Below are 19,430 nucleotides of genomic sequence, written 5' to 3' on the forward strand. Positions count from 1 at the left end.
GTGCCTCAGGCTACTTCGGCGATCAGCTCCACTTCCACAGGTGCGTCCAGCGGGAGGACGGCCACGCCCACGGCGCTGCGGGCATGCCTGCCCGGCTCACCCAGCACCTCGGCGAGCAGTTCGCTGGCGCCGTTGCCGACCTTGGGCTGCTCGGTGAAGGACGGATCGCTGGCCACGAACACCACGACCTTGACGATCCGCACGACCTTCTGCAGGTCACCGACCTCGGCCTTCAGGGCGGCAAGCGCGTTGAGCGCGCAGATGCGGGCCTGCTCCGCGCCCTCCTCGGTGGTCAGGTCGGCCCCGAGCTTGCCGGTCCGCAGCAGCTTGCCGTCGACGAACGGCACCTGGCCGGAGGTGTAGACGAGGTTGCCCGTGCGCACGGCCGGCACGTAGGCGCCCGCCGGCGCCGCCACCTCGGGCAGCGTCAGGCCGAGATCCGCGATCTTCTGCTCGGGGGTCACTGCTTCTCCCTCTTGAAGTAGGCGACGAGCTGCTCCGGCGAGGCACCCTGAACGATCTGGACCAGCTCCCAGCCGTCGGAGCCGAAGTTGTCCAGGATCATCTTGGTGTTGTGGATCAACACCGGGGCGGTGAGGTACTCCCATTTCTTCATGAAGGTCAGCTTCTCATAAGAAACCCGCCCGCCGGCCTGCCTTGTGCCTGCTCAAGACCGTGGTCGCCGTTAAGTTCCCGTCTGGGTGTGAGCAATCTCAAACAGTGGTCGTCGGCATCCGGCAAGTGACCCTTCGGTAGCCTCGAATAGTGGACTCTCCGGACACGGATTGGGCCGGTGTGCGGCTGCACGTCGTCACCGGCAAGGGCGGCACCGGCAAGACGACCGTGGCCGCCGCGCTCGCGCTCGCGCTGGCCGCGGGCGGTCGCAAGGTGCTCCTCGTCGAGGTCGAGGGCAGGCAGGGCATCGCGCAGATCTTCGACCTGCCGCCGCTGCCCTACGAGGAGCGCAAGATCGCCGTGGCGCCCTCCGGCGGCGACGTGTACGCGCTGGCCATCGATCCCGAGGAGGCCATGCTCGAGTACATGGAGATGTTCTACGGGATGCGCCGCGCGGGCCGGGCGCTGACCAAGATGGGCGTCGTCGACTTCGCCACCACCGTGGCCCCCGGCTTCCGCGACGTGCTCGTCACGGGCAAGACGACCGAGGCCGTGCGCAGGCGGGGCAAGAACGGCCGCAGGATCTACGACGCGGTCGTGCTCGACGCGCCGCCCACGGGCCGCATCACGCGCTTCCTGAACGTCACCCAGGAGGTGGCGGGCCTGGCCAAGGTCGGGCCGATCAAGAACCACTCCGACCTGGTCAACGGGGTCGTGAAATCTCCTGAGACGGCGGTGCACTTCGTGACGCTGCTGGAGGAGATGCCCGTGCAGGAGACGCTCGACGGCATCACCGAATTGCGTTCGGCAGGGCTCCCCGCAGGGGGAATTTTCGTCAATATGGTGCGCGAATCACTGATCCCACAGGCCGCTCTTGACACAGCTGTCAAAGGCCGCTTCGACCCCGGGGAGCTCGTGCTCGGGCTGAAGGCCGCCGGGGTGGCCGACGGGGCCGAGGCCTCGGCGATCGCCGAGGCGCTCGCGGAGGAGATCTCCGAGCACGCCCACCGCACCGAGCTGGAGCGCGCCGAGCGCGAGTCGCTGGGCGAGGCCGGGCTGAAGAGCTACGAGCTGCCGCTGCTGGCCGACGGCGTCGACCTGGCCGGCCTGTACGAGCTGGCAGAGAGCATGCGCACCCAAGGAGCAGCGTGAAGAAGCCCGCCGCACTCGACATCGACGCGATACTCGACGACCCCGGCACCAGGATCATCGTCTGCTGCGGAGCCGGCGGGGTGGGCAAGACCACGACCGCCGCGGCGCTCGGGCTGCGGGCCGCCGAACGCGGCAGGTGCGCCGTCGTGCTCACCGTGGACCCCGCGCGCCGGCTGGCCCAGTCGATGGGGCTGACCGAGCTCGACAACACCCCGCGCCTGGTCAGCTCGCCCGAGGGCGGCGGCCAGCTCTACGCGATGATGCTCGACATGAAGCGCACGTTCGACGAGATCATCGAGGCGCACGCCGATCCCGTGCGGGCCCGCCAGATCCTGTCGAACCCCTTCTACCAGTCCCTCTCCTCCAGCTTCGCCGGTACGCAGGAGTACATGGCCATGGAGAAGCTGGGCCAGCTGCGCCGGTCGGACGAGTGGGATCTGATCATCGTGGACACGCCGCCGTCGCGGTCCGCGCTCGACTTCCTCGACGCGCCCGAGCGGCTCGGGCGCTTCCTCGACGGACGGTTCATCCGGCTGCTGACGGCACCGGCCAAGGCCGGCGGACGCAGCGCCTTCCGGCTCCTCAACGCCGGGTTCGGGTTGATGGCCGGAGCGATGACCAAGCTGCTCGGCGCGCAGGTGATCAAGGATCTGCAGACGTTCGTGTCCGCGCTGGACGCCGTCTTCGGCGGCTTCAGGCAGCGGGCCGAGATGACGTACCAGCTGCTGCAGGCCCCCGGCACGGCCTTCCTCGTGGTGGCCGCGCCCGAGCGGGACGCCATGCGGGAGGCGTCCTACTTCGTCGAAAGGCTCGCCGAAGAGCGCATGCCACTGGCCGGCCTGGTGGTCAACCGGGTGCACATGTCACCCGCCTCGGTCCTCTCGGCCGCCCGTAGCGCCGCGGCCGCCGAAGACCTGGAGGCGCGGGGCGAGCATGAGCTGACCGCCGCCGTGCTGCGGCTGCACGCCGGGCGAATGCAGCTCACCGCTCGCGAGCATCGCGAGCAGGAGCATTTCGTCTCGGCCCACCCCACGGTGCCCGTGGTGCGGGTTCGCGCCATGTCCGAGGACGTCCACGATCTCACTGGTCTGCGGCAGATCGGGGACTTGCTGGCGAGCGCATGAAAGTACGGCCGGCGGACGGCGCCGGCCGTACTACGGCTCGCCGGGCTTGGATCAGCCCGCGATCAGCTCGTTGGTTCGTTCGTACTCTTCCTTGGCCGACTCGAGCAGGTCTCGCCACGAGTCCACGTCAGGCCGCCGTCGAAGCAGCGCACGCCGTTCACGCTCGGTCATACCGCCCCACACCCCGAACTCGATGCGGTTGTCCAGCGCATCGGCGAGGCATTCAGTACGAACCGGGCAACCCCGGCAGATGAGCTTGGCCCTGTTCTGCGCGGCGCCCTGCACGAACAGGGCATCCGGATCCGCACCCTTACAGGCGGCACGGGAGGTCCAATCCGTGATCCACATTGTTCGACCCCACTCCCCTTAGGTGGTCAGTCGTCATTTGGGGCCGACGGGCGCGGGCGCCGAGCCTCCGTATTCAGTTGCCGCAGAGGAGAACGTACGCAACTTCACGTTCGGGCCGACAGACCCCAGAGGACCAATTTCTCGCGGCCATCTTGACCGGGAATGACTAGTCACCCCCATCAGTCAAGGCGAAATGGTGTCGCGCTACCGATTCGGTCAGTCTTTCCACGTACTCTTGGTAGCGTGCAAGCGCAGCGCAAAGATCGCTCCAACCCCGTCCTCGCCATCCTGCGTCTGATCATCGCCGGATCGGTCGCCGGGGTGCTGGCCGCGGCCGTGGCCCTGCCCGCGATCGGAGGGGCGGGGATCTCCACGAAGAGCGCTGTGGAAAGCCTCAACCTCAAGCCCGAAGAGCTCGACGAACCCCCTCTTCCCGAGCGCACCATCCTGAAGGATGCCAACGGCAAGCAGTTCGCGCAGTTCTACTTTGAAAACCGGCAGTCTGTCCGCCTTGACCAGGTCGCCCCGATCATGCAGACGGCGCTGATCGCGATCGAGGACTTCCGTTTCTACCAGCACGGGCCGATCGATGTTGAGGGAACGGCCAGAGCGCTCGTGAAGAATTTGTCGGGCGGCGGCGTGATGCAGGGCGGCTCGTCGATCACCCAGCAGTACGTCAAGCAGGTGCTGGTCAACGCGGCCGAGACTCCCGAGGAGCAGGCGGCGGCCATCGCCCCGACGCTCTCCCGCAAGCTGTCCGAGTTGCGTAACGCGATGGCGATCGAGAAGAAGTACTCGAAAGATCAGATTCTTGAGAAATATCTGAACATCGCCTACTTCGGCGCGGGCGCCCACGGCATCCAGGCCGCGGCCCGGCGCTTCTTCGACAAGCCCGCCTCCGAGCTCAGCCTCGTCGAGAGCGCCACGCTGGCCGGCGCCGTCCAGAACCCCGCTCGCACCGACCCGAGCGTCGGCCCCGAGTCGCGGGCGCGGCTGCTGCAGCGGCGCAACATCGTGCTCGACCGGATGGCCGAGATCGGCAAGGTCTCGCGGCAGGAGGCCGACGAGGCCAAGGCGAAGAAGCTGGGCTGGAAGAACATCAAGGCACCCGGTGGCTGCGAGGCCAGCAAATATCCGTACTTCTGCCTCTACGTCCAGTACGAGATCCTCAACAACGAGGACTTTGGCAAGAACCAGGACGAGCGCAAGAAGCTGCTCCAGCGGGGCGGCCTGACGATCAAGACCACGATCGACCCGAAGATGCAGGCCGCCGCCGACAAGGCGATCAAGAAGTACGTCTCCAAGAAGGACAAGCCCGTGGCCTCGCAGGCCATGGTCGTTCCCGGCACCGGCGAGATCAAGGCCATGGCCGCCTCGCGGAAGTTCGGCGGGAGCAAGAAGAAGAACGAGATGAGCTACAACATCGTGGCCGACGCGGCACACGGTGGCGGTCGCGGGTTCCAGCAGGGCTCGACGGCCAAGGTCTACACGCTGGCCACGGCGCTGGAGGAGGGCCTGAAGTACGGCGACGGCTTCCCGGCGCCGGCGGGCTACCAGGCCGGCGCCTACAGCACGTTCAAGAACTGCAAGGGCGACAACGTCGGCGACCCGTCCCACACCGTGCACAACTCCAGCGAGGGCGGCGGCGGCTTCAAGACGCTGCAGACCGGCACCTGGGGCTCGGTCAACACGTTCTTCCTCAAGCTCGAGGAGAAGGTCGGGCTCTGCAGCGTGGTCAAGATGGCCAAGAAGCTCGGGGTCAAGCGGGCCGACGGGCAGAAGCTGTCGGAGGTGGAGACGTTCACGCTGGGGGTCAACGAGGTCGACCCCGTGACGATCGCCAGCTCGTACGCCGTCTTCGCCTCGCGCGGGCAGTACTGCAAGCCGCTGGCGATCACGGAGATCAAGGACAGGAACGGCAAGGCGAAGCAGTACAAGCCGAAGTGCTCCCAGGTCCTGGAGGAGGAGGTCGCCGACGCGGTCAGCGGCATCCTGTCCGGCGTGTTCACCAAGGGCACGATGACGGAGGTGGGCGGCATCGGGCGCGACGCGGCCGGCAAGACCGGCACGACCGACAACTACGCGTCGGCCTGGTTCGCCGGTTACACCCCCAACATGTCGTCGGCCGTCAGCCTGGGCGACCCGCGTGGCACCAGGGGCAACGAGCTGATCGGGGTCACGATCGGGGGCCGCTACTACTCGTACGTGTACGGGGCCTCCATCTCCGGGCGGATCTGGAAGGACGCGATGCTGACCGCCCTGAAGGGGGTCGAGGCCGCGGAGTTCACGCCGGTGGACCAGTCGCGGTTCGGCGGGTGCACGGAGAACTGCGCGCCGAAGAAGCCCGAGAAGAAGGACAAGGACGAGCAAGGGCCGCCCACCGGGGACGGCGACCCGTTCGACATCTTCGACCCGCCGAACGGGGACCGTGGGGACGGGCCCGGTAACGGTCGCGACGACGGCGGCCCGGGCAACGGCCGCGGCCGCTGACTCCACCGCTTCTGGTCCCCGCCGTGTGACGGGCCTGAGCCCCGCTCCGGCCCGCCGCCTACCCGGGAGGCGGGGACCCCGCCTCCCGGCCCGCTGAGACCGCCTACAGGCCTTTCTGAGGGCCCAGCAGTCCGATGGCCCTCCAGGACCCCACGCAAGCCGCCAACCCGAGCCCTGAGCCCTCTGGGGCGCCACGGGCCCCGGCACCGAGCGGCGCGACGCCCGGCAGCGGGCGATGGAACACCCGGGAGGCTGCTCTACCCCGCCAGTCGGGCGCGGACGATGGCGGCCACGCGGCCACCCTCGGCCCGCCCGGCGATCTTCGGGTTGACCGCCTTCATGACCTGCCCCATGGCCTGCGGCCCGGCGGCGCCCGTCTCCGCGATGGCGGCGTCGACGATGGCGCCCAGCTCCTCGTCGCTGAGCTGCGCCGGCAGGTACTCCTCCAGCACCGCCTGCTCGTCCAGCTCGGCCTGCGCCTGCTCGGCCCGCCCCGCGTTACCGAACGCCTCGGCGGCCTCCTTGCGCTTCTTGGCCTCCTTGGTCAGCACCTTGATGACCTCGTCGTCGGTCAGCTGCCTGGCCTCCTTGCCGGAGACCTCCTCGACGTTCACCGCGGCCAGTGCCATCCGAATCGTCCGGAGACGCAGCTCGTCCCGGCTCTTAAGCGAGGCCGTCAGATCGGCCTTCAGCTTGTCCTTCAATGCGCTCATGCGCTCCATCTTGCCGTCTGCGCGGACTGTCCGGACGCCGCGCACCCGATGTCGGGCATCATGAGTAGGTGAGGAAAGCCGTCGCAGTGCCATTGTCCATGCTCGGTCTCGGCCTGGCCGGGCTGGGTTACGCCTCTGTGGTGGAGCGCAACTGGTTCCGCCTGCGCCGCTTCGACGTGCCGGTGCTGGAGCGCGGTCAGCGTCCCGTACGCATTCTCCATCTGTCGGACCTGCACCTGACGCCGCGCCGTACGATGCTGATCAACTGGGTCCGCTCCCTGGGCTCGCTGAAGCCGGACCTGGTGGTCAACACCGGCGACTCGATCGCGCACCTGGACGCCGTCCCCTCGCTCCTGCACGCCCTGGAGCCCCTGCTGTCCCGCCCGGGCCTGTTCGTCTACGGCTCCAACGACCTGTACGCGCCCAAGCCCAAAAACCCGGCCCGCTACCTCTGGCGCACCTCCAAGAACGACCGCCGCCAGCACGTGCCCTCCCTGCCCTGGGAGGAGCTGGGGGCCGGCATGGCGGCCGAGGGCTGGCTCGACATGAACAACACCACGGCCCGGATCAAGGTGGGCGACCTCGACGTGGCGGTGGCGGGCATCCACGACTCCCACATCAACCGCGACCGCTACGACCTCGTCGCCGGCCCGGCCCCCGCCGACGCCGACCTCCGGCTGGGCGTCATGCACTCCCCCGAGCCCCGCAACATGACCCGCTTCGCCGCGGACGGCTACCAGTTCCTGCTGGCCGGCCACACCCACGGCGGCCAGCTCTGCATCCCGTTCTACGGCGCCCTGGTGACCAACTGCGGCATCGACCGGGCCCGCGTGAAGGGTCTGAGCCGCCACGACAACGCCTGGCTCCACGTCTCGGCCGGCCTCGGCACCTCCCCTTACGCCCCCGCCCGCTTCGCCTGCTTCCCGGAGGCGTCACTGCTTACCCTTGTTCCTCGCCGTTAAGGCGGTCACAAGTACCTCTGGAGTCCGCTAGACTTTTCCAAGCACGCGCAAGACCGGCGTGCACCGGGGTGTAGCGCAGCTTGGCAGCGCGCTTCGTTCGGGACGAAGAGGTCGTGGGTTCAAATCCCGCCACCCCGACCCAGGTAGAAGGCCGCTTCCGATTTTCGGAAGCGGCCTTTCTCGTTGACCGGGCGCCTGGAGAGACATCCGGCCCTTTCTCTGGACGGCCTCGCCGCGACACGGATGTTGGTGAAACATGACCGAAAGCCCCATGTCCGCCGGCGAGCTGCTGGAGATCGCCGACGCCCTCCTCCCCGGCCACTCCCTCGACTCCGCCCGGGTCACCGAGGGCAATCTCCATCACGTCGTGCTCCTCCCGGGAACCGCGGCCGTACGGGTGAGCAAGCGACCGTCGTCGGCGGAGGCGATGCCGCGCCGCATGGAGGCGTTGCGGGAGATCGCCGGCGCCGGGCTGCCCTTCGCGGTGCCGGAGCCGCTCACACCCGTGACCCGGTTCGGTGAGCGCGCGGCGGTCGCCGTTTCGTGGATCGACGGGGAGGAGCAGCCCGAGGGGCAGGGCGACCCGGATCAGATCGGAACGTTGCTACGCGCCGTGCGGGAGGTGCCCGTCACGCCGCGGCTGAGGCAACTGCTCTACGCCCCCAGGGAGAAGGGCTGGGCCGAGGTTCTGGCGCAGCAGGTGGTGCCGCGTCTGCCGGACAGGTGGCGGGATGAGTGCCGCAGGCGCCTGGAGGCGGCATCGGCCCTGGAACCCGTACCGGATGCGCTGGTCCACGGCGACCTGGGCGGCGCCAACGTGCACTGGGGCCGGGACGGCAGGTTGGTCGGCGTCCTCGACTGGGACCAGGCCCATCTGTTCGACCCCGCCGTCGACGCGGCCCTGATGGCCTGGCACGGCTGGGACACGATCAGGCTGGCCGTGGACCCCGAGACCTACCGGCGCGCCCGCGCCTACGACGCCCCGTTCGGGGTCGGGCATCTCGTCGGGATCCTTGACGGCCGTCCGCTGGTGAACGTCGACGGGTACGTGCGCAGCATCGTCGCCTGGCTCGAGACGCAAACCTAACGGTCTGTGATTTTGCGGTCACCATAGGGTCTCTTGGTACGGTGAGTACGTACAAGTGACCCAAGGAGAACTCAAGTGCCGGCCGGATCCGACCCCCGCGCGTTGTACGAACGCGTCGCGGACACCCTGCGCACGTCGATAGAGCGAGGCGAACTGGCGCCAGGTAACACGGTGCCGCCAGAGCAGGAATTGGCAGAGAGACATGGTGTGTCGCGTCAGACGGTGCGACAGGCGTTGCAGCAGCTCACCAACGAGGGGCTGCTCAGCAGCGGGCGCGGCCGCGGCCGTACCGTGCGCTCGCAGGCGCGCCTGCGCTGGCATCTGTCCCACTTCGAGCATCGGGGAGGCCACAGTGCCGACGCGGACGCGTGGGCGACCGAGGTCCAGGACCAGGGCCGCGTCCCCCTGCAGGAGGTGAGCGTCGGCCTGGAGATCCCGCCGAAAGCGGTCGCCGAACGCCTCAACCTCGATGCCGAGAAGGACATCGTGGTGGTCCGGCGCAGGGTGCGGTACGTGGACGACGTTCCCTTCCAGGTGGCCGACAGCTACTTCCCGGAAGACCTGGCCAGGGGGACGGCGCTGATGCAGCCGAAGAGCGTGAGCGCCCCCGGTGGCCTGCTCGCGTCCATCGGTCACCCTCAGCACCGGCTGGTGGACGAGATCCAGGTCCGGATGCCCACCAGGGACGAGTCCGCCCGGCTGGGGCTGCCTGCGGGCACGCCGGTGGCCGAGCACATGCGTACCGGCTACGACGCCGAAGGCCGGCCGGTGCGGGTGATGGTCACGGTCGCACCGGGAGACCGGCACACGCTCGTCTACGAACTCGATGCTTCATGACCGTGGCCGAGGCCGTGGACCTTTTCCACAGCAACCCCATGACGCAGCCGCTGACCTACCCGGGACACACCCCCACCACCTCCGGCGTGCTGGTGGACGACACGTACCTGCAGCTGCGCTTAGAGGAGGCCGCCCCGGCGGACGACTGGCAGGCCGGAGACGAGACGCTGGGCGAGCTCCTGGCGCGGCTCGACCGCTCCCCGATGTCGGAGCGCCATCCGGTCGTCGCCGTGGGCTCCAATGCCTCGCCCGGTCAGATGCGCCGCAAGTTCGCCGGCCGTGGGATCCCGCCGGTCATCCCCATGACATTCGCCGAGGTGGACGGCATCGCTCCGGGCTTCTCCGCGCACGTCAACCGGTGGGGTTACGTGCCGGCCGTGCCGGTGGAGGCCCCGGGCGAGACCTCGCGGCTCTTCGTGCTCTGGCTCGACGAACGCGAGCTGGCCGCGCTCGACCTCACCGAACCGAACTACTGGCGCCGCCGCCTGCCCGCCGAGCGCCATCCCGTGACCCTCGAATCCGGAGCTCCGCTCCCGCGCTGCTTCGTCTACGTCGGCCGGCACGGGTGCCTGGTGGACGAGACCGGTGCTGCCAGACGGCTCGCGGATCAGCGGGCGCTCATCCAGTGCCTGCTGGACGAGTCCCCTGAGCTGCGTCGTCTGTGCGGGAGCACGGCCGAGGAGTTCGTCGCGTCCGTACGGGACGAGGCGCTCCGTGACACGATCTACCGGCTTTTCCCGGCGGAGCGACGCACAATGTCACAGCCCGGCCTGGTGGACCTGCCGTCACGTTAGCCGGATGAGGGCTTCCCACAGCCAGGCTCTCAAGGCCCCAGGCTCCAGACCCGTACCGTCAGGAGTCCCGTCGCTGCGTTTGCCCGCCGCCACGGTCTAAGGTTGCGCCGTGCTCGCCAAACCCCCCGGATGGCCATTACTGACGGCGTTTTCCCTCGCGGCTCTGGTAGCCCTGTGGTGGGCCAGCGCTCCCTACGTATACGTCGAGTTCAGGCTTTGGGTGTTCTTCGTCGGCGGCGCGCTTGCCCTCGTCTGGACCGTACGTGCCGTCGTCGCGCTCATCGGCGATGCCGATGCGATCCGGGACCGCAAGCTCCGCTGGTTCATGCCGTGGCTCATCGTCTGCGGCGTTGTTGTGGCCGTGGCTCTCGATGCGCCGTTCCGGGTGCGGTTCGCGTTGTCGGAGCCCGCGTTGATCGCCCATGCCCAGGCCGTTGCCCGGAGCGGCACCGTCTCGTGGGAGTGCCATCGAGTGGGCCTCTACCCCACCTGCTGGTCGGAGGCGACACCCGGCGGTGGAGCGAGGTTCACCGTCGATGACCCGGGGGTGCGCACGTCCGCCGGTTTCATCTGGAGTCCAGCGGGCCAAATGCCCGACGGCGATGTGGAGCAGTTCGATCCGATCTCCGGCCCCTGGTACGCCTACTCGGGATGGGACAAGTGGTGACTGGCCCGGCACGCCGGCCACCCCGACCCCTCGCAATCGTCTACAACGACAAGTCCCGCGCTGGCAGCCCCACCAGATCGCGCTGCCCGCCCGTCGCGTCTCATCGGTTTCGGTCTGATCAGCCATAAGCAGATTTATTGGCTGCTGGTGGGGCTGTGCCCCTACTGTGTCGCCGTGAAAACGACGCTGATCACAGGTGGCGCGAGTGGCATCGGGTTCGCGCTCGCCAAGCGGCTGGTCGCCGACGGGCAGGCGGTTGCCGTCACCGGCCGCGACGAGGCCAGGCTCGCCCAGGTGCCCGGCGTGTTACGCCTGCCAGGGGACGCCACCGACTATGACGCCGTACAGGATGCCGTGACGGCGACCGTCAAGGAGTACGGCAGGCTCGACCATGTTGTCGCCAACGCCGGCTTCTCCACCCACGGCCCGCTCACCGAGACCGACCCGGACCGGCTGCGCGACATGGTCCTCACCAACGTGCTCGGCCCCGCCCTGCTCGTGAAGGCCGCGTTGCCCGCGCTGCGCGAGACCCGCGGCCGGATCGTGCTGGTCGGCAGCGTCGCCGGGTTCATCCACTCGCCGGGCAACATGTACTCGGTGACGAAGTGGGCGGTGACCGCGCTCGCCGAGAACACCCGCATGCTCGTGACCGGCGACGGCGTCGGCGTGACGCTGATCGCGCCCGGCCGGGTGGACACCTCGTTCTGGCCGGACGGCCGTCCCGCCGGGCCGCTGCTCGGCGCGGACAACATCGCCGACGCCATCGCCTGGGCGCTGGCCCAGCCCGAAGGCGTGGACGTGAACACGGTCGTCGTGCGCCCCACCGGCCAGCCCACCTGACGCCCGCAGGCCGGCCGGGCTGAGCGCGACGGCGTGTTCGCCATCGCCATGACGCTGCTGGGCCTGGAGTTGCACGCGCCGGTGGTCCAGGCCGTACATCACCAGGCCCCGTCTGGGGACTGTGGCAGGCGCTGGTGCTGCTCGCCTACTTCATGAGCTTCCTGAGCCTCGGCAGCTCGGCGAGCACATCAACTGCAGCTTCTTGTGCGGTACCCATTAGGGCAGGCCGGAGAGGTCATCGCCGAACGACATGTGCTCGGTGACAATGCCAAAAACGTACAGCAGAGAGCGCAGGGCGTCATCGGCAAAGACGCGACGAGTACAGATGACCTTTCGGACCTGGTCCGGTGACACGACGTTTCCTGTAGCGGCCTTGATCCAGACAGTTATTCGGCGGTGGAGATCAGCGTCTTGAACATGGGGGACTTCGGGCAGTGGAGCGTCGTATGCCTCGGCGTGGTGGCCGTTGAGATACAGCTCCCAGTGAGTCCGGCCGTCGACCGCCCCCATCACGTGCGCAAAGTCGCTGTCCAATACAAAGGCCATCAGCGCGTGCCCGCTCGTCTGCGCCAAGATGGCTTCGGGATCCCCGACCGCCAGAATCTCCGTCTCGGCGACCGACCATCCTGGGGCAACCGCTCCCTCCCATCGATCCGGACCCCAGGAAACGCCGGCAGGGAGGATCCTCTCGGCGTCACTCGATGCCTGGCAGGCGAGGTAAGCGGCCCAGGTGCCCACGGAATCCCCCAACGTCGAAGGTGTGCACAGGGTAGCGAGCGTGGTGCTCGGATGGGCGGTCGTCACTGAGATCGCCCGGCCCTCCATTTCGGCTGGCGTGCTGTCGATGAGGAAGGCCTCGCCGACAGAGCGGAAAGAGGGAATGCTCCTTGAGCATCAAGATGAAAGGATAACGAAGCCTTACTGAGGGCCACCCGCGACCTATTCCCGAAGAACAGTGTCAGCAACATACACGACTCCGGTTCGTGCGACTCCGCAGAGGGTGGCTCGGTCGATCTCGACGTATTCTCCGACACCAAGAAAGAAGCCCTCAAAGGTTTTTACGCGGCAGGATGGTCCGAGGTTCCCCCAGGCGATCAGGCGTGCGAGGGCTGGGACTGCCTCGCCGGGGCCATGAAGTCCGTCGACGGGCGAGTGATGTATGTCCTTCTGACCCGCCAGGACCAGAACAAGATCGAAGCCACACTCGTCTACTGGTGAGAACGAACCCCGCCAAAGGAGCATCGCCCACATGTCTCTGGATTCGACGGTCGAGCAGCGCATCGCCCAGGCGCTGACGGACGATGCCGGCGTGTTGGACCTCAGGAATCTCCGGCTCGAACGGGTTCCGGAGTCCGTGAGGGAGCTGACCGGCATTACTCAGCTGCACTTACCCTTCAATCAGATCGCGGAAGTCCCGGATTGGCTGGGAGAGCTGGGCTCCTTGCGCGAGCTCAACCTGACCGGAAACCGGCTCCGCGACCTTCCTGACCCGCTCGCGAGCCTCGCCTCCCTGCGAGAGCTCAGTCTGGCCGGGAACGCCTTCGCATCCGTCCCGCCCTGCCTGCGGAGCTTCAGCTCGCTCAACGTGCTCGACCTGAGCGACAACCACATCACCCTGGTCCCCGAATGGCTCGGCGAGTACCCGTCCCTCACGCTTCTCGACCTCCACGGGAACCTCCTGGAGAGCCTCCCGGCCTCCCTCGGCGACCTGTCGTCGCTGACGCGCCTGGACGTCGCGGACAACGAGCTGGGGGAACTGCCGGAAAGCCTGGCGGGCCTGACTTCGCTGGAGGAGTTGGACGCCTCCGGCAACAACCTGGACGAGGTCCCGGCATGGGCGCTGCACCTGGTCGGGGACGACTGGGACGAGGACGACGAAGAGGAGGACTAGGGAGCGACGACTCGCCAGGCGAGCACGCGGCCGTAGTGGGACTGGCCGTACACGTGCAGGCTCCCCCGGATGATCGTCGCCGCGACGGAGCGGACCGGGCGGGCGAACGCGCCCAGGACGGCCAGGCGGCGCTGGGAGGCGGCGTCCCAGAGGGTCACCGTGCCGTCCTCGGTCCCGGTCACCAGCAGGGCCCGGTCCCCGTGCTCGGCCAGGCTCAGGCAGGTGACGGTCGAGGTGTGCGATATCCACTCGCGGCGTTCCCAGGCGGTGGTGTCCCACAGGTGCACGTACCTGCCGCTGGCGACGGCGAGCACGTCACGGTCGGCGATCCGGCCCATGGCCAGCCCCTCGCCGGTGTCGTCCACGTCGAGCGCCTGGAGATGGCGGCCGGTCAGCGGATCCCAGAGATCCACCTCGTTGTCGCGCCGGGTGGCCAGCACCGGCTGGTCCCCGGCCCTGCCGAAGGCGCTCTCGCTCAGCGCGAACCCCCACCTGGGCAGCCTGGCCACGCACTCCTGCGTGACCGGGTCCCACACCTCGGCCCCGGCTGCGAGCAGCACGCGGCCGTCTACCTCGCCGAAGGCGAGAGCGGTGGGTGAGGCGTGGCCGCTGGTGCCGAAGGTGACCCGGCCGCCCGTGGCATCGTCCTTCCGCGCGATCCCGCGGATCTTGCTCAGCGGCTGCCACAGCATGGTGCCGTACGCGGCGCAGCCGCTGCTCGCGAGGTACGGCCGACCGGCCGCGTTCCCGGCCGCGAGCCCTCGGCAGCAGTGGTCGTACGGCGAGAGGTCGCAGTCGTGGCCGCGGCCGCTCTGGCGGCAGCCCACCGAGCCGATCTTCTCTCCGCTCACCGCGTCCACGACGAGCACGGTGTCACTGTGCGTGCCGACGGCCAGGGCGGGCGCGCCCTGCGCCGTGGTGAACAGCGCCAGCCCCGACCCGCCGTAGCCGGTCCGCCGGTGCCGGTGCGGCGTCTGCGCGTCCCAGAGCTGCACCGTTCCGTCGAGCCCGGCCGTGGCCAGGCAGAGGCCGCCCTCCAGGCTCCCGAACGCGGCGGCCGTGATCAGGCGGGTGTCCGCGTCCAGATGCACGTCCGTCCCGTCGCCCACGTACGTGATCACGGCCTTCGCGGGCCGTTCCCACGCCCGGCCGGTGTCGGTGTGGTTCGCCACGAGCATCACGTTCTGCCTGGCGTGGGTCGTCATGGCCACCGGACCCTGGTCGCGGTCGAACCCCCGGCCGCGGGCCCGGTCGCCGAGGTTCTCCAGTTTCAGGTAGACCGACTCGCGGCTCTGCACCGTGTAGTCCGGCGGGTGTTCGATCCGGACCACCACGCCGATCTCGGGCCGCCCGTTCCACATGCCCACGAGCAGGGGCGGAGCGAACCCGTCGTTCTCCAGGTCCGGCCAGACATCGTTCAGTCCGGCGGTGCCCAACCGCTCGCCGGTGGCCGGGTCCCACACGTACAGCGTGTCGTAGCCCAGGGAGGCCAGCACCGTACGCTCGCCCAGCTTCGCCACCGCGAGGTCGAGCACCGTTTCGTCCCACTCCGCACGCAGCTCGCGTACGAGCTCGCCGGTGACCGGATCCAGCAGGTCGACGCGCCCGTCATGGTCGGCGGCCAGGATCTCGTCATCGTCGTACCCGATCGCCACGGCGAGCAGCACCCGCCCGCTCTCGGCCGCGACGAAGGCCAGGGCCGACGGGTGGCCCGCGGTCGTCTCTCGGGCGAACCCGCGCGCTCCGGTGAGCGGGTCCCACGTACGGATGGTGCCGTCGTGATCGCCGCCGGCCAGCACTGGGCTGCCGTTCACCACGCCGAACGCCAAGGCGCGGACGCTCGCCGTAAGGCCCTCCAGGTCCGGACCCGACTGGTCGAACGCGTCGCGCAGCCGTACCACGTGGTCGTCGCCGCCGCTGGCCACGAACGTACGGCCCCCGAACTCGCCCACCGCCACCGCCCGGACCGGGCCGTCGTGCCGGGCCGGGCACACGTGGAAGGCCGTGGGCCGCTCGCCGGTCTCCCACGCCAGGGCCCACGTCCCCGGCCCTGCCGCGGCCAATGCCGCCAGGGCCTCCGGCTCCTCGGCCGCGGCGGTCGCGCGCAGGAACTCGAGCCGTTCGGGGCCGGGGAGAGCGAGGAGGCGCGGGAGAGCCCGGCGGCAGGCGCGGAGGACGGCCGGTGGCCATGGCCCGCGGAGCGCGCCGCGCAGGAGCTCCGCCTCGTACAGTGCGGTGAGATCGAGCGGCATCGGGCGCTGTTCCTCTCCTCGCGCTCGGTCAGAACCTAGTGATCGTGATCACTGAGGCGCGGCGCGCTTCGCCAAATCGTGATCTGGCCGGCCGGGAGTGAAGGAGATATTCTAAGGTTCCTTAGAACATGAGAAGGAGTGGACATGTCTTACCCCGAGCCCCGATACCTGGCAGAGTCCGGCGAGCACAGTGGTGTCCTGCGCACGGCGGACACCCCGCCCGACCTGTCGATGGCCAGTGGCACGCAGGTGCACTACCTCGGCACGGGCGGCTCGACGAACGGCGCGTTCGGCCTGTACCGATGGGAGATGGGCCCGCGCCCGTCCGGTCCCGGCGCGCACTTCCACCGCACGATGACCGAGTCGTTCTACGTGTTGTCCGGCACCATCAGGCTCTTCAACGGCGAGAAGTGGGCCGAGGGGAAGCCCGGCGACTTCCTGTACGTGCCCGAGGGCGGCGTGCACGCCTTCCGCAACGAATCGGGCGAGCCGGCCTCCATGTTGATCCTCTTCACCCCGGGCGCGCCCCGCGAGGCGTACTTCGAGGAGCTCGCCGACATCTCCAACACCGGCCGCGAGCTCGGCCCCGAGGAGTGGACCGAGCTGTACCTGCGTCACGACCAGTACATGGTCTGATGTCCGAGTCCCCGGAGGAGCCGATCTACCAGCAGCTGGCCCGCATCGGCAAGGCCCTGGCCAGCCCGGTGCGGCTGCGCCTGCTGGACGTGCTCGGCCGGCGCGAGCACACGGTCGAGGAGCTGGCCCAGGCGGCGGGGGTGGCGCTCAAGAACACCTCCGCCCAGCTCCAGCAGCTTCGGGCCGTCCATCTGGTGACCAGCAGGAAGGACGGCCAGCGGGTCTACTACCGGCTGGCGGACGAGCGGGTGTCGCGGTTCCTGGCGGAGTTGCGGGGGTTCGCGGAGGGGCGGCTGGCCGAGCTGCGCGACGCCGTACGGACCCGGCTCGGGCCCCTTGAGGGGGTGACCGCCGACGAGCTGGCCTCCCGCCTGGCCGATCCCGGCACGCTGGTCGTGGACGTGCGCCCGGCCGCCGACCACGCGGCCGGGCACGTGCCGGGGGCGATCTCCCTGCCCATGGCCGAGCTGCGCGAACGCCTGGACGAGCTGCCCAGGGAGAGGGAGATCGTGGCGTATTGCGGCGGGCCGTACTGCGCGGTGTCCTCGGAGGCCGTACGCGTCCTGAGCGAGCACGGCTACGCGGCCCGCGCCCTCGACGGCGGCTACCCCAGCTGGCAATGGCGGTGAGGCGTGGTGAGCGTGCGGTGAGTACGCGGTGAGGCGGTGCCGCCAGGGTTGAGCCATCGCCGGATCCGCACCGAGGACCGGCCGCTGGCAAGGAGCAGAAGATGGGCGTTCTGGCGGGCAAGACGGCGCTGGTCACGGGCGGGTCGCGAGGCATCGGGCGGGCGGTGGCGCTGCGGCTGGCCGCCGAGGGCGCTCTGATCGCCGTCCACTACGGCGGGAACGACGTGGCCGCCAAGGAGACCGTGGGCCGGATCGAGGAGGCGGGCGGCCAGGCGTTCGCCGTCCGCGCCCGGTTCGGCGAGGCGGGCGCGGTGGACGAGCTGTTCGAGGGGCTGGCCGCCGGGCTCGCGGGACGGGGGCTGGACGTCCTGGTCAACAACGCGGGCATCGGCCCGGCCAAGCCGATCTCGCAGACCACCCCGGAGGAGCTGGACCGGGTGCTGGCGATCAACGTCAGCACGCCGTTCTTCGTGATCCAGCGCGCGCTGCCGCTGCTGAACGACGGCGGCCGCATCATCAACATGGGCTCGACGGCCAGCCGCTTCGCGGTCACCACGCAGATCGGCTACACCATCAGCAAGGCGGCGCTCGCGTCGATGGCCCCGACCCTGGCCAACGAGCTCGGCAGCCGCGGGATCACGGTGAACACGGTCGCCCCCGGCGCGGTGCGGACCGACATGACCGCGGGCTACACCTCGATCCCCGAGGTGGTGGCCGGGCTGGAGTCGATCACGGCGCTCGGGCGGCTCGGCGAGCCGGAGGACGTCGCCGACGTCGTCGGCTTCCTGGCGGGGCCGCAGGGCCGGTGGGTGACCGGCCAGACCATCGACGTGTCCGGCGGCACGTACCTCGGCCCTCTCACCTGACCTGGCGTTTCGACCACAGGAGTTCTCATGAGCCAGAACATCACGCCCCCGCTGGGCCGCCGCTACGAGGTCGGAGGCAGGCAGCTGTTCCTCGACCGCGCCGGCGCCGGCGGTCCCGCCGTCGTCATCCTGCCCGGCGCGGCCGCCATGGGCCTGGACTACCTCAACCTCCACCAGCAGGTCGGCAAGTTCACCACCAGCGTGATCTACGACCGCGGCGGCACCGGCTGGAGCGACCCCACCCGGCTGCCGCGCACCGCCGCCGAGGCCGCCGACGAGCTGTACGACCTGCTGCGGGTCGCCGGCGTTCCGGGGCCGTACGTGCTGGTGGGGCATTCCCTGGGCGGGCTGCACGCGCGCCGCTTCGCCCAGCTCCACCCCGACGAGGTGGCCGGGCTGGTCGCCCTGGACATCCTTTACGAGGAGTGGGACGCCTACGTGCCCGAGCCGTTCCGGCTCACGCAGGCGCAGGCGCTCGACGAGACCGTCACCGAGATCCCGGCCGAGCTGGTCGAAGGCGCGCGGGCCCTGCTCAACGGCATGTTCGCGAGCTGGCCTGCGGACACCCGCGAGGCCCTCGTCGCCCGGCACCTGGACCCCGCCGCGTTCGCCGACGGCATGCGGGAGCGCGCGAACCTCGCCGAGCTGGCCGAGGAGGTCAGGAACGGCGGCCAGGTGCCCGACGTGCCGCTGATCGCCTTCACCGCCCAGGGCATCGACCCCGGCCAGGAGCTGTACCTGCCGGCCGAGATGCTGCACCGGCAGAACGAGGCCAAGCGCGCCATGTACACCGACCTGGCCGCCTCGGTCTCCCGCGGCGAGAACCGCGTGCTGGAGAACGCCTCGCACAGCTGGATCCACATCGAAGGGGCCGACGCCGTCCTGAAGGGCATCCAGGACCTGATCGAGAAGGTCTGAACCGTCACTGCGCCTCGTGCGGCAGCTCCTCGGGACGCCCGTGTAATCGCCCGAGGATCACGGGGGCACGACGGAGGTCCGCCCGCATCAGGCGGTGCCGGCGGCGGGCGCCGCACACGTATCCCCAGGCGCAGCCCACGAGCGCCACGGCGGTGAACGCGGCCAGCCGGAGCAGGTCGTCGGTTCCGAAGGCCAATTGGCCTTGGGGATGCGCCAGAAAGCCCGTTGCGAAACACCACGACATCGCGCCCGTCGCCAGTGCGGCGAAATAGCGCCGCACCCAGGCGCCGAACACGCCGACCGCCACCGCCATCACGATGATGCGTGCCGTGGCCTCGGAGAAAGCCAGCGCGGCGACGACGCAAGCGCCGACCGCCCACACGAACCCGGCCGGAAGCAGCATCTCCACAGGACGCCCGCGCATCGACCATCCTTTCTGTGGGAGCAATTTCATAAAACCCGCCCGGGCCCGCGGGGGCGATATCTTCTACGGCATTACTTCGCACTCGCCACGGCCGTTGACGCGTTATTCACGCAGTGCGGCGGCCGGTCGGGGGCGCGGCGGTCGGGGCGCGCGTGACGGCGGTCGTGGTCGCCGCGGTGATCCTG

21 protein-coding genes and 1 tRNA gene are annotated in these 19,430 nt (G+C 69.5%); 15 read left to right on the forward strand and 7 right to left on the reverse strand.

Translation table 11 applies throughout. The annotated features are described in order from the left end of the window. Positions 1-5: 5 nt before the first annotated feature. Both ABZX61_RS42300 and ABZX61_RS42305 read right to left on the reverse strand, forming a co-directional pair. Complete coding sequence (locus tag ABZX61_RS42300) at positions 6-464, reverse strand: RidA family protein (protein ID WP_355202730.1); 459 nt, start codon at positions 462-464, stop codon at positions 6-8. Continuing rightward, a complete protein-coding gene (locus ABZX61_RS42305; RefSeq protein ID WP_211370275.1) occupies positions 461-616 on the reverse strand; it encodes a hypothetical protein in 156 nt (51 codons plus the stop codon). The genes ABZX61_RS42300 and ABZX61_RS42305 overlap by 4 nt, the downstream gene beginning before the upstream one ends. Positions 617-765: 149 nt before the next feature. Here ABZX61_RS42305 and ABZX61_RS42310 point away from each other — a divergent pair, with 149 nt between their 5' ends. After that, positions 766-1,767, forward strand: coding sequence for an ArsA-related P-loop ATPase (locus ABZX61_RS42310; RefSeq protein WP_355202734.1), 1,002 nt, complete (start codon positions 766-768; stop codon positions 1,765-1,767). Then, positions 1,764-2,891: an ArsA family ATPase gene (locus tag ABZX61_RS42315; RefSeq protein WP_350732701.1), complete on the forward strand. Its 1,128-nt coding sequence runs from the start codon at positions 1,764-1,766 to the stop codon at positions 2,889-2,891. The genes ABZX61_RS42310 and ABZX61_RS42315 overlap by 4 nt, the downstream gene beginning before the upstream one ends. Before the next feature lie 51 nt (positions 2,892-2,942). On the opposite strand, the gene ABZX61_RS42320 is transcribed toward ABZX61_RS42315, so the two are convergent. Next, positions 2,943-3,239 carry a WhiB family transcriptional regulator gene (locus tag ABZX61_RS42320; protein ID WP_090771382.1) on the reverse strand — a complete coding sequence of 99 codons (297 nt, stop codon included), beginning with the start codon at positions 3,237-3,239 and terminating at the stop codon, positions 2,943-2,945. Between the two features lie 243 nt (positions 3,240-3,482). Between ABZX61_RS42320 and ABZX61_RS42325 the strand changes: the two genes are divergently transcribed. After that, positions 3,483-5,729 (forward strand): transglycosylase domain-containing protein, encoded by a 2,247-nt coding sequence (locus ABZX61_RS42325; RefSeq protein ID WP_355202738.1) that lies wholly within the window; start codon positions 3,483-3,485, stop codon positions 5,727-5,729. A gap of 257 nt (positions 5,730-5,986) precedes the next feature. Here the strand turns inward: ABZX61_RS42325 and ABZX61_RS42330 are convergent, their stop codons facing one another. Next, a complete protein-coding gene (locus tag ABZX61_RS42330) occupies positions 5,987-6,442 on the reverse strand; it encodes a GatB/YqeY domain-containing protein (protein WP_350732699.1) in 456 nt (151 codons plus the stop codon). 98 nt (positions 6,443-6,540) lie between these two features. On the opposite strand from ABZX61_RS42330, the gene ABZX61_RS42335 reads away from it, so the two are divergent. The 7 genes from ABZX61_RS42335 (at position 6,541) to ABZX61_RS42365 (ending at position 11,629) form a co-directional block, all read left to right on the forward strand. After that, complete coding sequence (locus tag ABZX61_RS42335; RefSeq protein ID WP_350732739.1) at positions 6,541-7,404, forward strand: metallophosphoesterase; 864 nt, start codon at positions 6,541-6,543, stop codon at positions 7,402-7,404. A 64-nt stretch (positions 7,405-7,468) separates the two neighbouring features. After that, a tRNA-Pro gene (locus ABZX61_RS42340) sits at positions 7,469-7,542 on the forward strand. Between the two features lie 118 nt (positions 7,543-7,660). Then, a complete protein-coding gene (locus ABZX61_RS42345; RefSeq protein WP_355202741.1) occupies positions 7,661-8,491 on the forward strand; it encodes a phosphotransferase in 831 nt (276 codons plus the stop codon). Between the two features lie 75 nt (positions 8,492-8,566). After that, positions 8,567-9,328 carry a GntR family transcriptional regulator gene (locus ABZX61_RS42350; RefSeq protein ID WP_355202744.1) on the forward strand — a complete coding sequence of 254 codons (762 nt, stop codon included), beginning with the start codon at positions 8,567-8,569 and terminating at the stop codon, positions 9,326-9,328. Beyond that, positions 9,325-10,122, forward strand: a complete 798-nt coding sequence (locus ABZX61_RS42355) for a hypothetical protein (protein ID WP_355202747.1) — start codon at positions 9,325-9,327, stop codon at positions 10,120-10,122. Before ABZX61_RS42350 ends, ABZX61_RS42355 begins: the two co-directional genes overlap by 4 nt. 109 nt (positions 10,123-10,231) lie before the next feature. Continuing rightward, complete coding sequence (locus ABZX61_RS42360; RefSeq protein ID WP_355202749.1) at positions 10,232-10,789, forward strand: hypothetical protein; 558 nt, start codon at positions 10,232-10,234, stop codon at positions 10,787-10,789. Positions 10,790-10,963: 174 nt separating this feature from the next. Further along, complete coding sequence (locus ABZX61_RS42365) at positions 10,964-11,629, forward strand: SDR family NAD(P)-dependent oxidoreductase (RefSeq protein ID WP_355202752.1); 666 nt, start codon at positions 10,964-10,966, stop codon at positions 11,627-11,629. A gap of 216 nt (positions 11,630-11,845) precedes the next feature. On the opposite strand, the gene ABZX61_RS42370 is transcribed toward ABZX61_RS42365, so the two are convergent. Next, positions 11,846-12,367: a hypothetical protein gene (locus ABZX61_RS42370; RefSeq protein ID WP_355202755.1), complete on the reverse strand. Its 522-nt coding sequence runs from the start codon at positions 12,365-12,367 to the stop codon at positions 11,846-11,848. Between the two features lie 511 nt (positions 12,368-12,878). Here ABZX61_RS42370 and ABZX61_RS42375 point away from each other — a divergent pair. Then, positions 12,879-13,520, forward strand: coding sequence for a leucine-rich repeat domain-containing protein (locus ABZX61_RS42375; protein WP_355202758.1), 642 nt, complete (start codon positions 12,879-12,881; stop codon positions 13,518-13,520). On the opposite strand, the gene ABZX61_RS42380 is transcribed toward ABZX61_RS42375, so the two are convergent. Continuing rightward, complete coding sequence (locus ABZX61_RS42380) at positions 13,517-15,772, reverse strand: hypothetical protein (protein WP_355202760.1); 2,256 nt, start codon at positions 15,770-15,772, stop codon at positions 13,517-13,519. The genes ABZX61_RS42375 and ABZX61_RS42380 overlap by 4 nt on opposite strands. Positions 15,773-15,916: 144 nt before the next feature. On the opposite strand from ABZX61_RS42380, the gene ABZX61_RS42385 reads away from it, so the two are divergent. The 4 genes from ABZX61_RS42385 to ABZX61_RS42400 all read left to right on the forward strand — a co-directional run bounded on the left by ABZX61_RS42385 (position 15,917) and on the right by ABZX61_RS42400 (position 18,821). Next, complete coding sequence (locus ABZX61_RS42385) at positions 15,917-16,408, forward strand: cupin domain-containing protein (RefSeq protein ID WP_350732684.1); 492 nt, start codon at positions 15,917-15,919, stop codon at positions 16,406-16,408. Further along, on the forward strand, positions 16,408-17,037 hold the full coding sequence (locus ABZX61_RS42390; RefSeq protein WP_355202764.1) for a metalloregulator ArsR/SmtB family transcription factor: 630 nt from the start codon (positions 16,408-16,410) through the stop codon (positions 17,035-17,037). Before ABZX61_RS42385 ends, ABZX61_RS42390 begins: the two co-directional genes overlap by 1 nt. Positions 17,038-17,138: 101 nt before the next feature. Then, positions 17,139-17,903, forward strand: a complete 765-nt coding sequence (locus tag ABZX61_RS42395) for an SDR family oxidoreductase (protein WP_350732681.1) — start codon at positions 17,139-17,141, stop codon at positions 17,901-17,903. 27 nt (positions 17,904-17,930) lie between these two features. Further along, entirely contained in the window at positions 17,931-18,821 is an 891-nt protein-coding gene (locus ABZX61_RS42400) for an alpha/beta hydrolase (RefSeq protein WP_355202768.1), read from the forward strand. 4 nt (positions 18,822-18,825) lie between these two features. Here the strand turns inward: ABZX61_RS42400 and ABZX61_RS42405 are convergent, their stop codons facing one another. Then, a complete protein-coding gene (locus tag ABZX61_RS42405; RefSeq protein WP_355202770.1) occupies positions 18,826-19,245 on the reverse strand; it encodes a hypothetical protein in 420 nt (139 codons plus the stop codon). Positions 19,246-19,430 lie beyond the last annotated feature (185 nt).

The sequence above is a fragment of the Nonomuraea sp. NPDC003709 genome (assembly GCF_040610775.1).
Taxonomy (GTDB): domain Bacteria; phylum Actinomycetota; class Actinomycetes; order Streptosporangiales; family Streptosporangiaceae; genus Nonomuraea; species Nonomuraea angiospora_A.

Coding starts and splice junctions, on each gene's coding strand:
- ABZX61_RS42305 (WP_211370275.1), bottom strand. CDS start 616: ATGAAGAAATGGGAGTACCTCACCGCCCCGGTGTTGATCCACAACACC.
- ABZX61_RS42320 (WP_090771382.1), bottom strand. CDS start 3,239: ATGTGGATCACGGATTGGACCTCCCGTGCCGCCTGTAAGGGTGCGGAT.
- ABZX61_RS42330 (WP_350732699.1), bottom strand. CDS start 6,442: ATGAGCGCATTGAAGGACAAGCTGAAGGCCGATCTGACGGCCTCGCTT.
- ABZX61_RS42335 (WP_350732739.1), top strand. CDS start 6,541: ATGCTCGGTCTCGGCCTGGCCGGGCTGGGTTACGCCTCTGTGGTGGAG.
- ABZX61_RS42345 (WP_355202741.1), top strand. CDS start 7,661: ATGACCGAAAGCCCCATGTCCGCCGGCGAGCTGCTGGAGATCGCCGAC.
- ABZX61_RS42355 (WP_355202747.1), top strand. CDS start 9,325: ATGACCGTGGCCGAGGCCGTGGACCTTTTCCACAGCAACCCCATGACG.
- ABZX61_RS42375 (WP_355202758.1), top strand. CDS start 12,879: ATGTCTCTGGATTCGACGGTCGAGCAGCGCATCGCCCAGGCGCTGACG.
- ABZX61_RS42380 (WP_355202760.1), bottom strand. CDS start 15,772: ATGCCGCTCGATCTCACCGCACTGTACGAGGCGGAGCTCCTGCGCGGC.
- ABZX61_RS42385 (WP_350732684.1), top strand. CDS start 15,917: ATGTCTTACCCCGAGCCCCGATACCTGGCAGAGTCCGGCGAGCACAGT.
- ABZX61_RS42390 (WP_355202764.1), top strand. CDS start 16,408: ATGTCCGAGTCCCCGGAGGAGCCGATCTACCAGCAGCTGGCCCGCATC.
- ABZX61_RS42395 (WP_350732681.1), top strand. CDS start 17,139: ATGGGCGTTCTGGCGGGCAAGACGGCGCTGGTCACGGGCGGGTCGCGA.
- ABZX61_RS42400 (WP_355202768.1), top strand. CDS start 17,931: ATGAGCCAGAACATCACGCCCCCGCTGGGCCGCCGCTACGAGGTCGGA.
- ABZX61_RS42405 (WP_355202770.1), bottom strand. CDS start 19,245: ATGCGCGGGCGTCCTGTGGAGATGCTGCTTCCGGCCGGGTTCGTGTGG.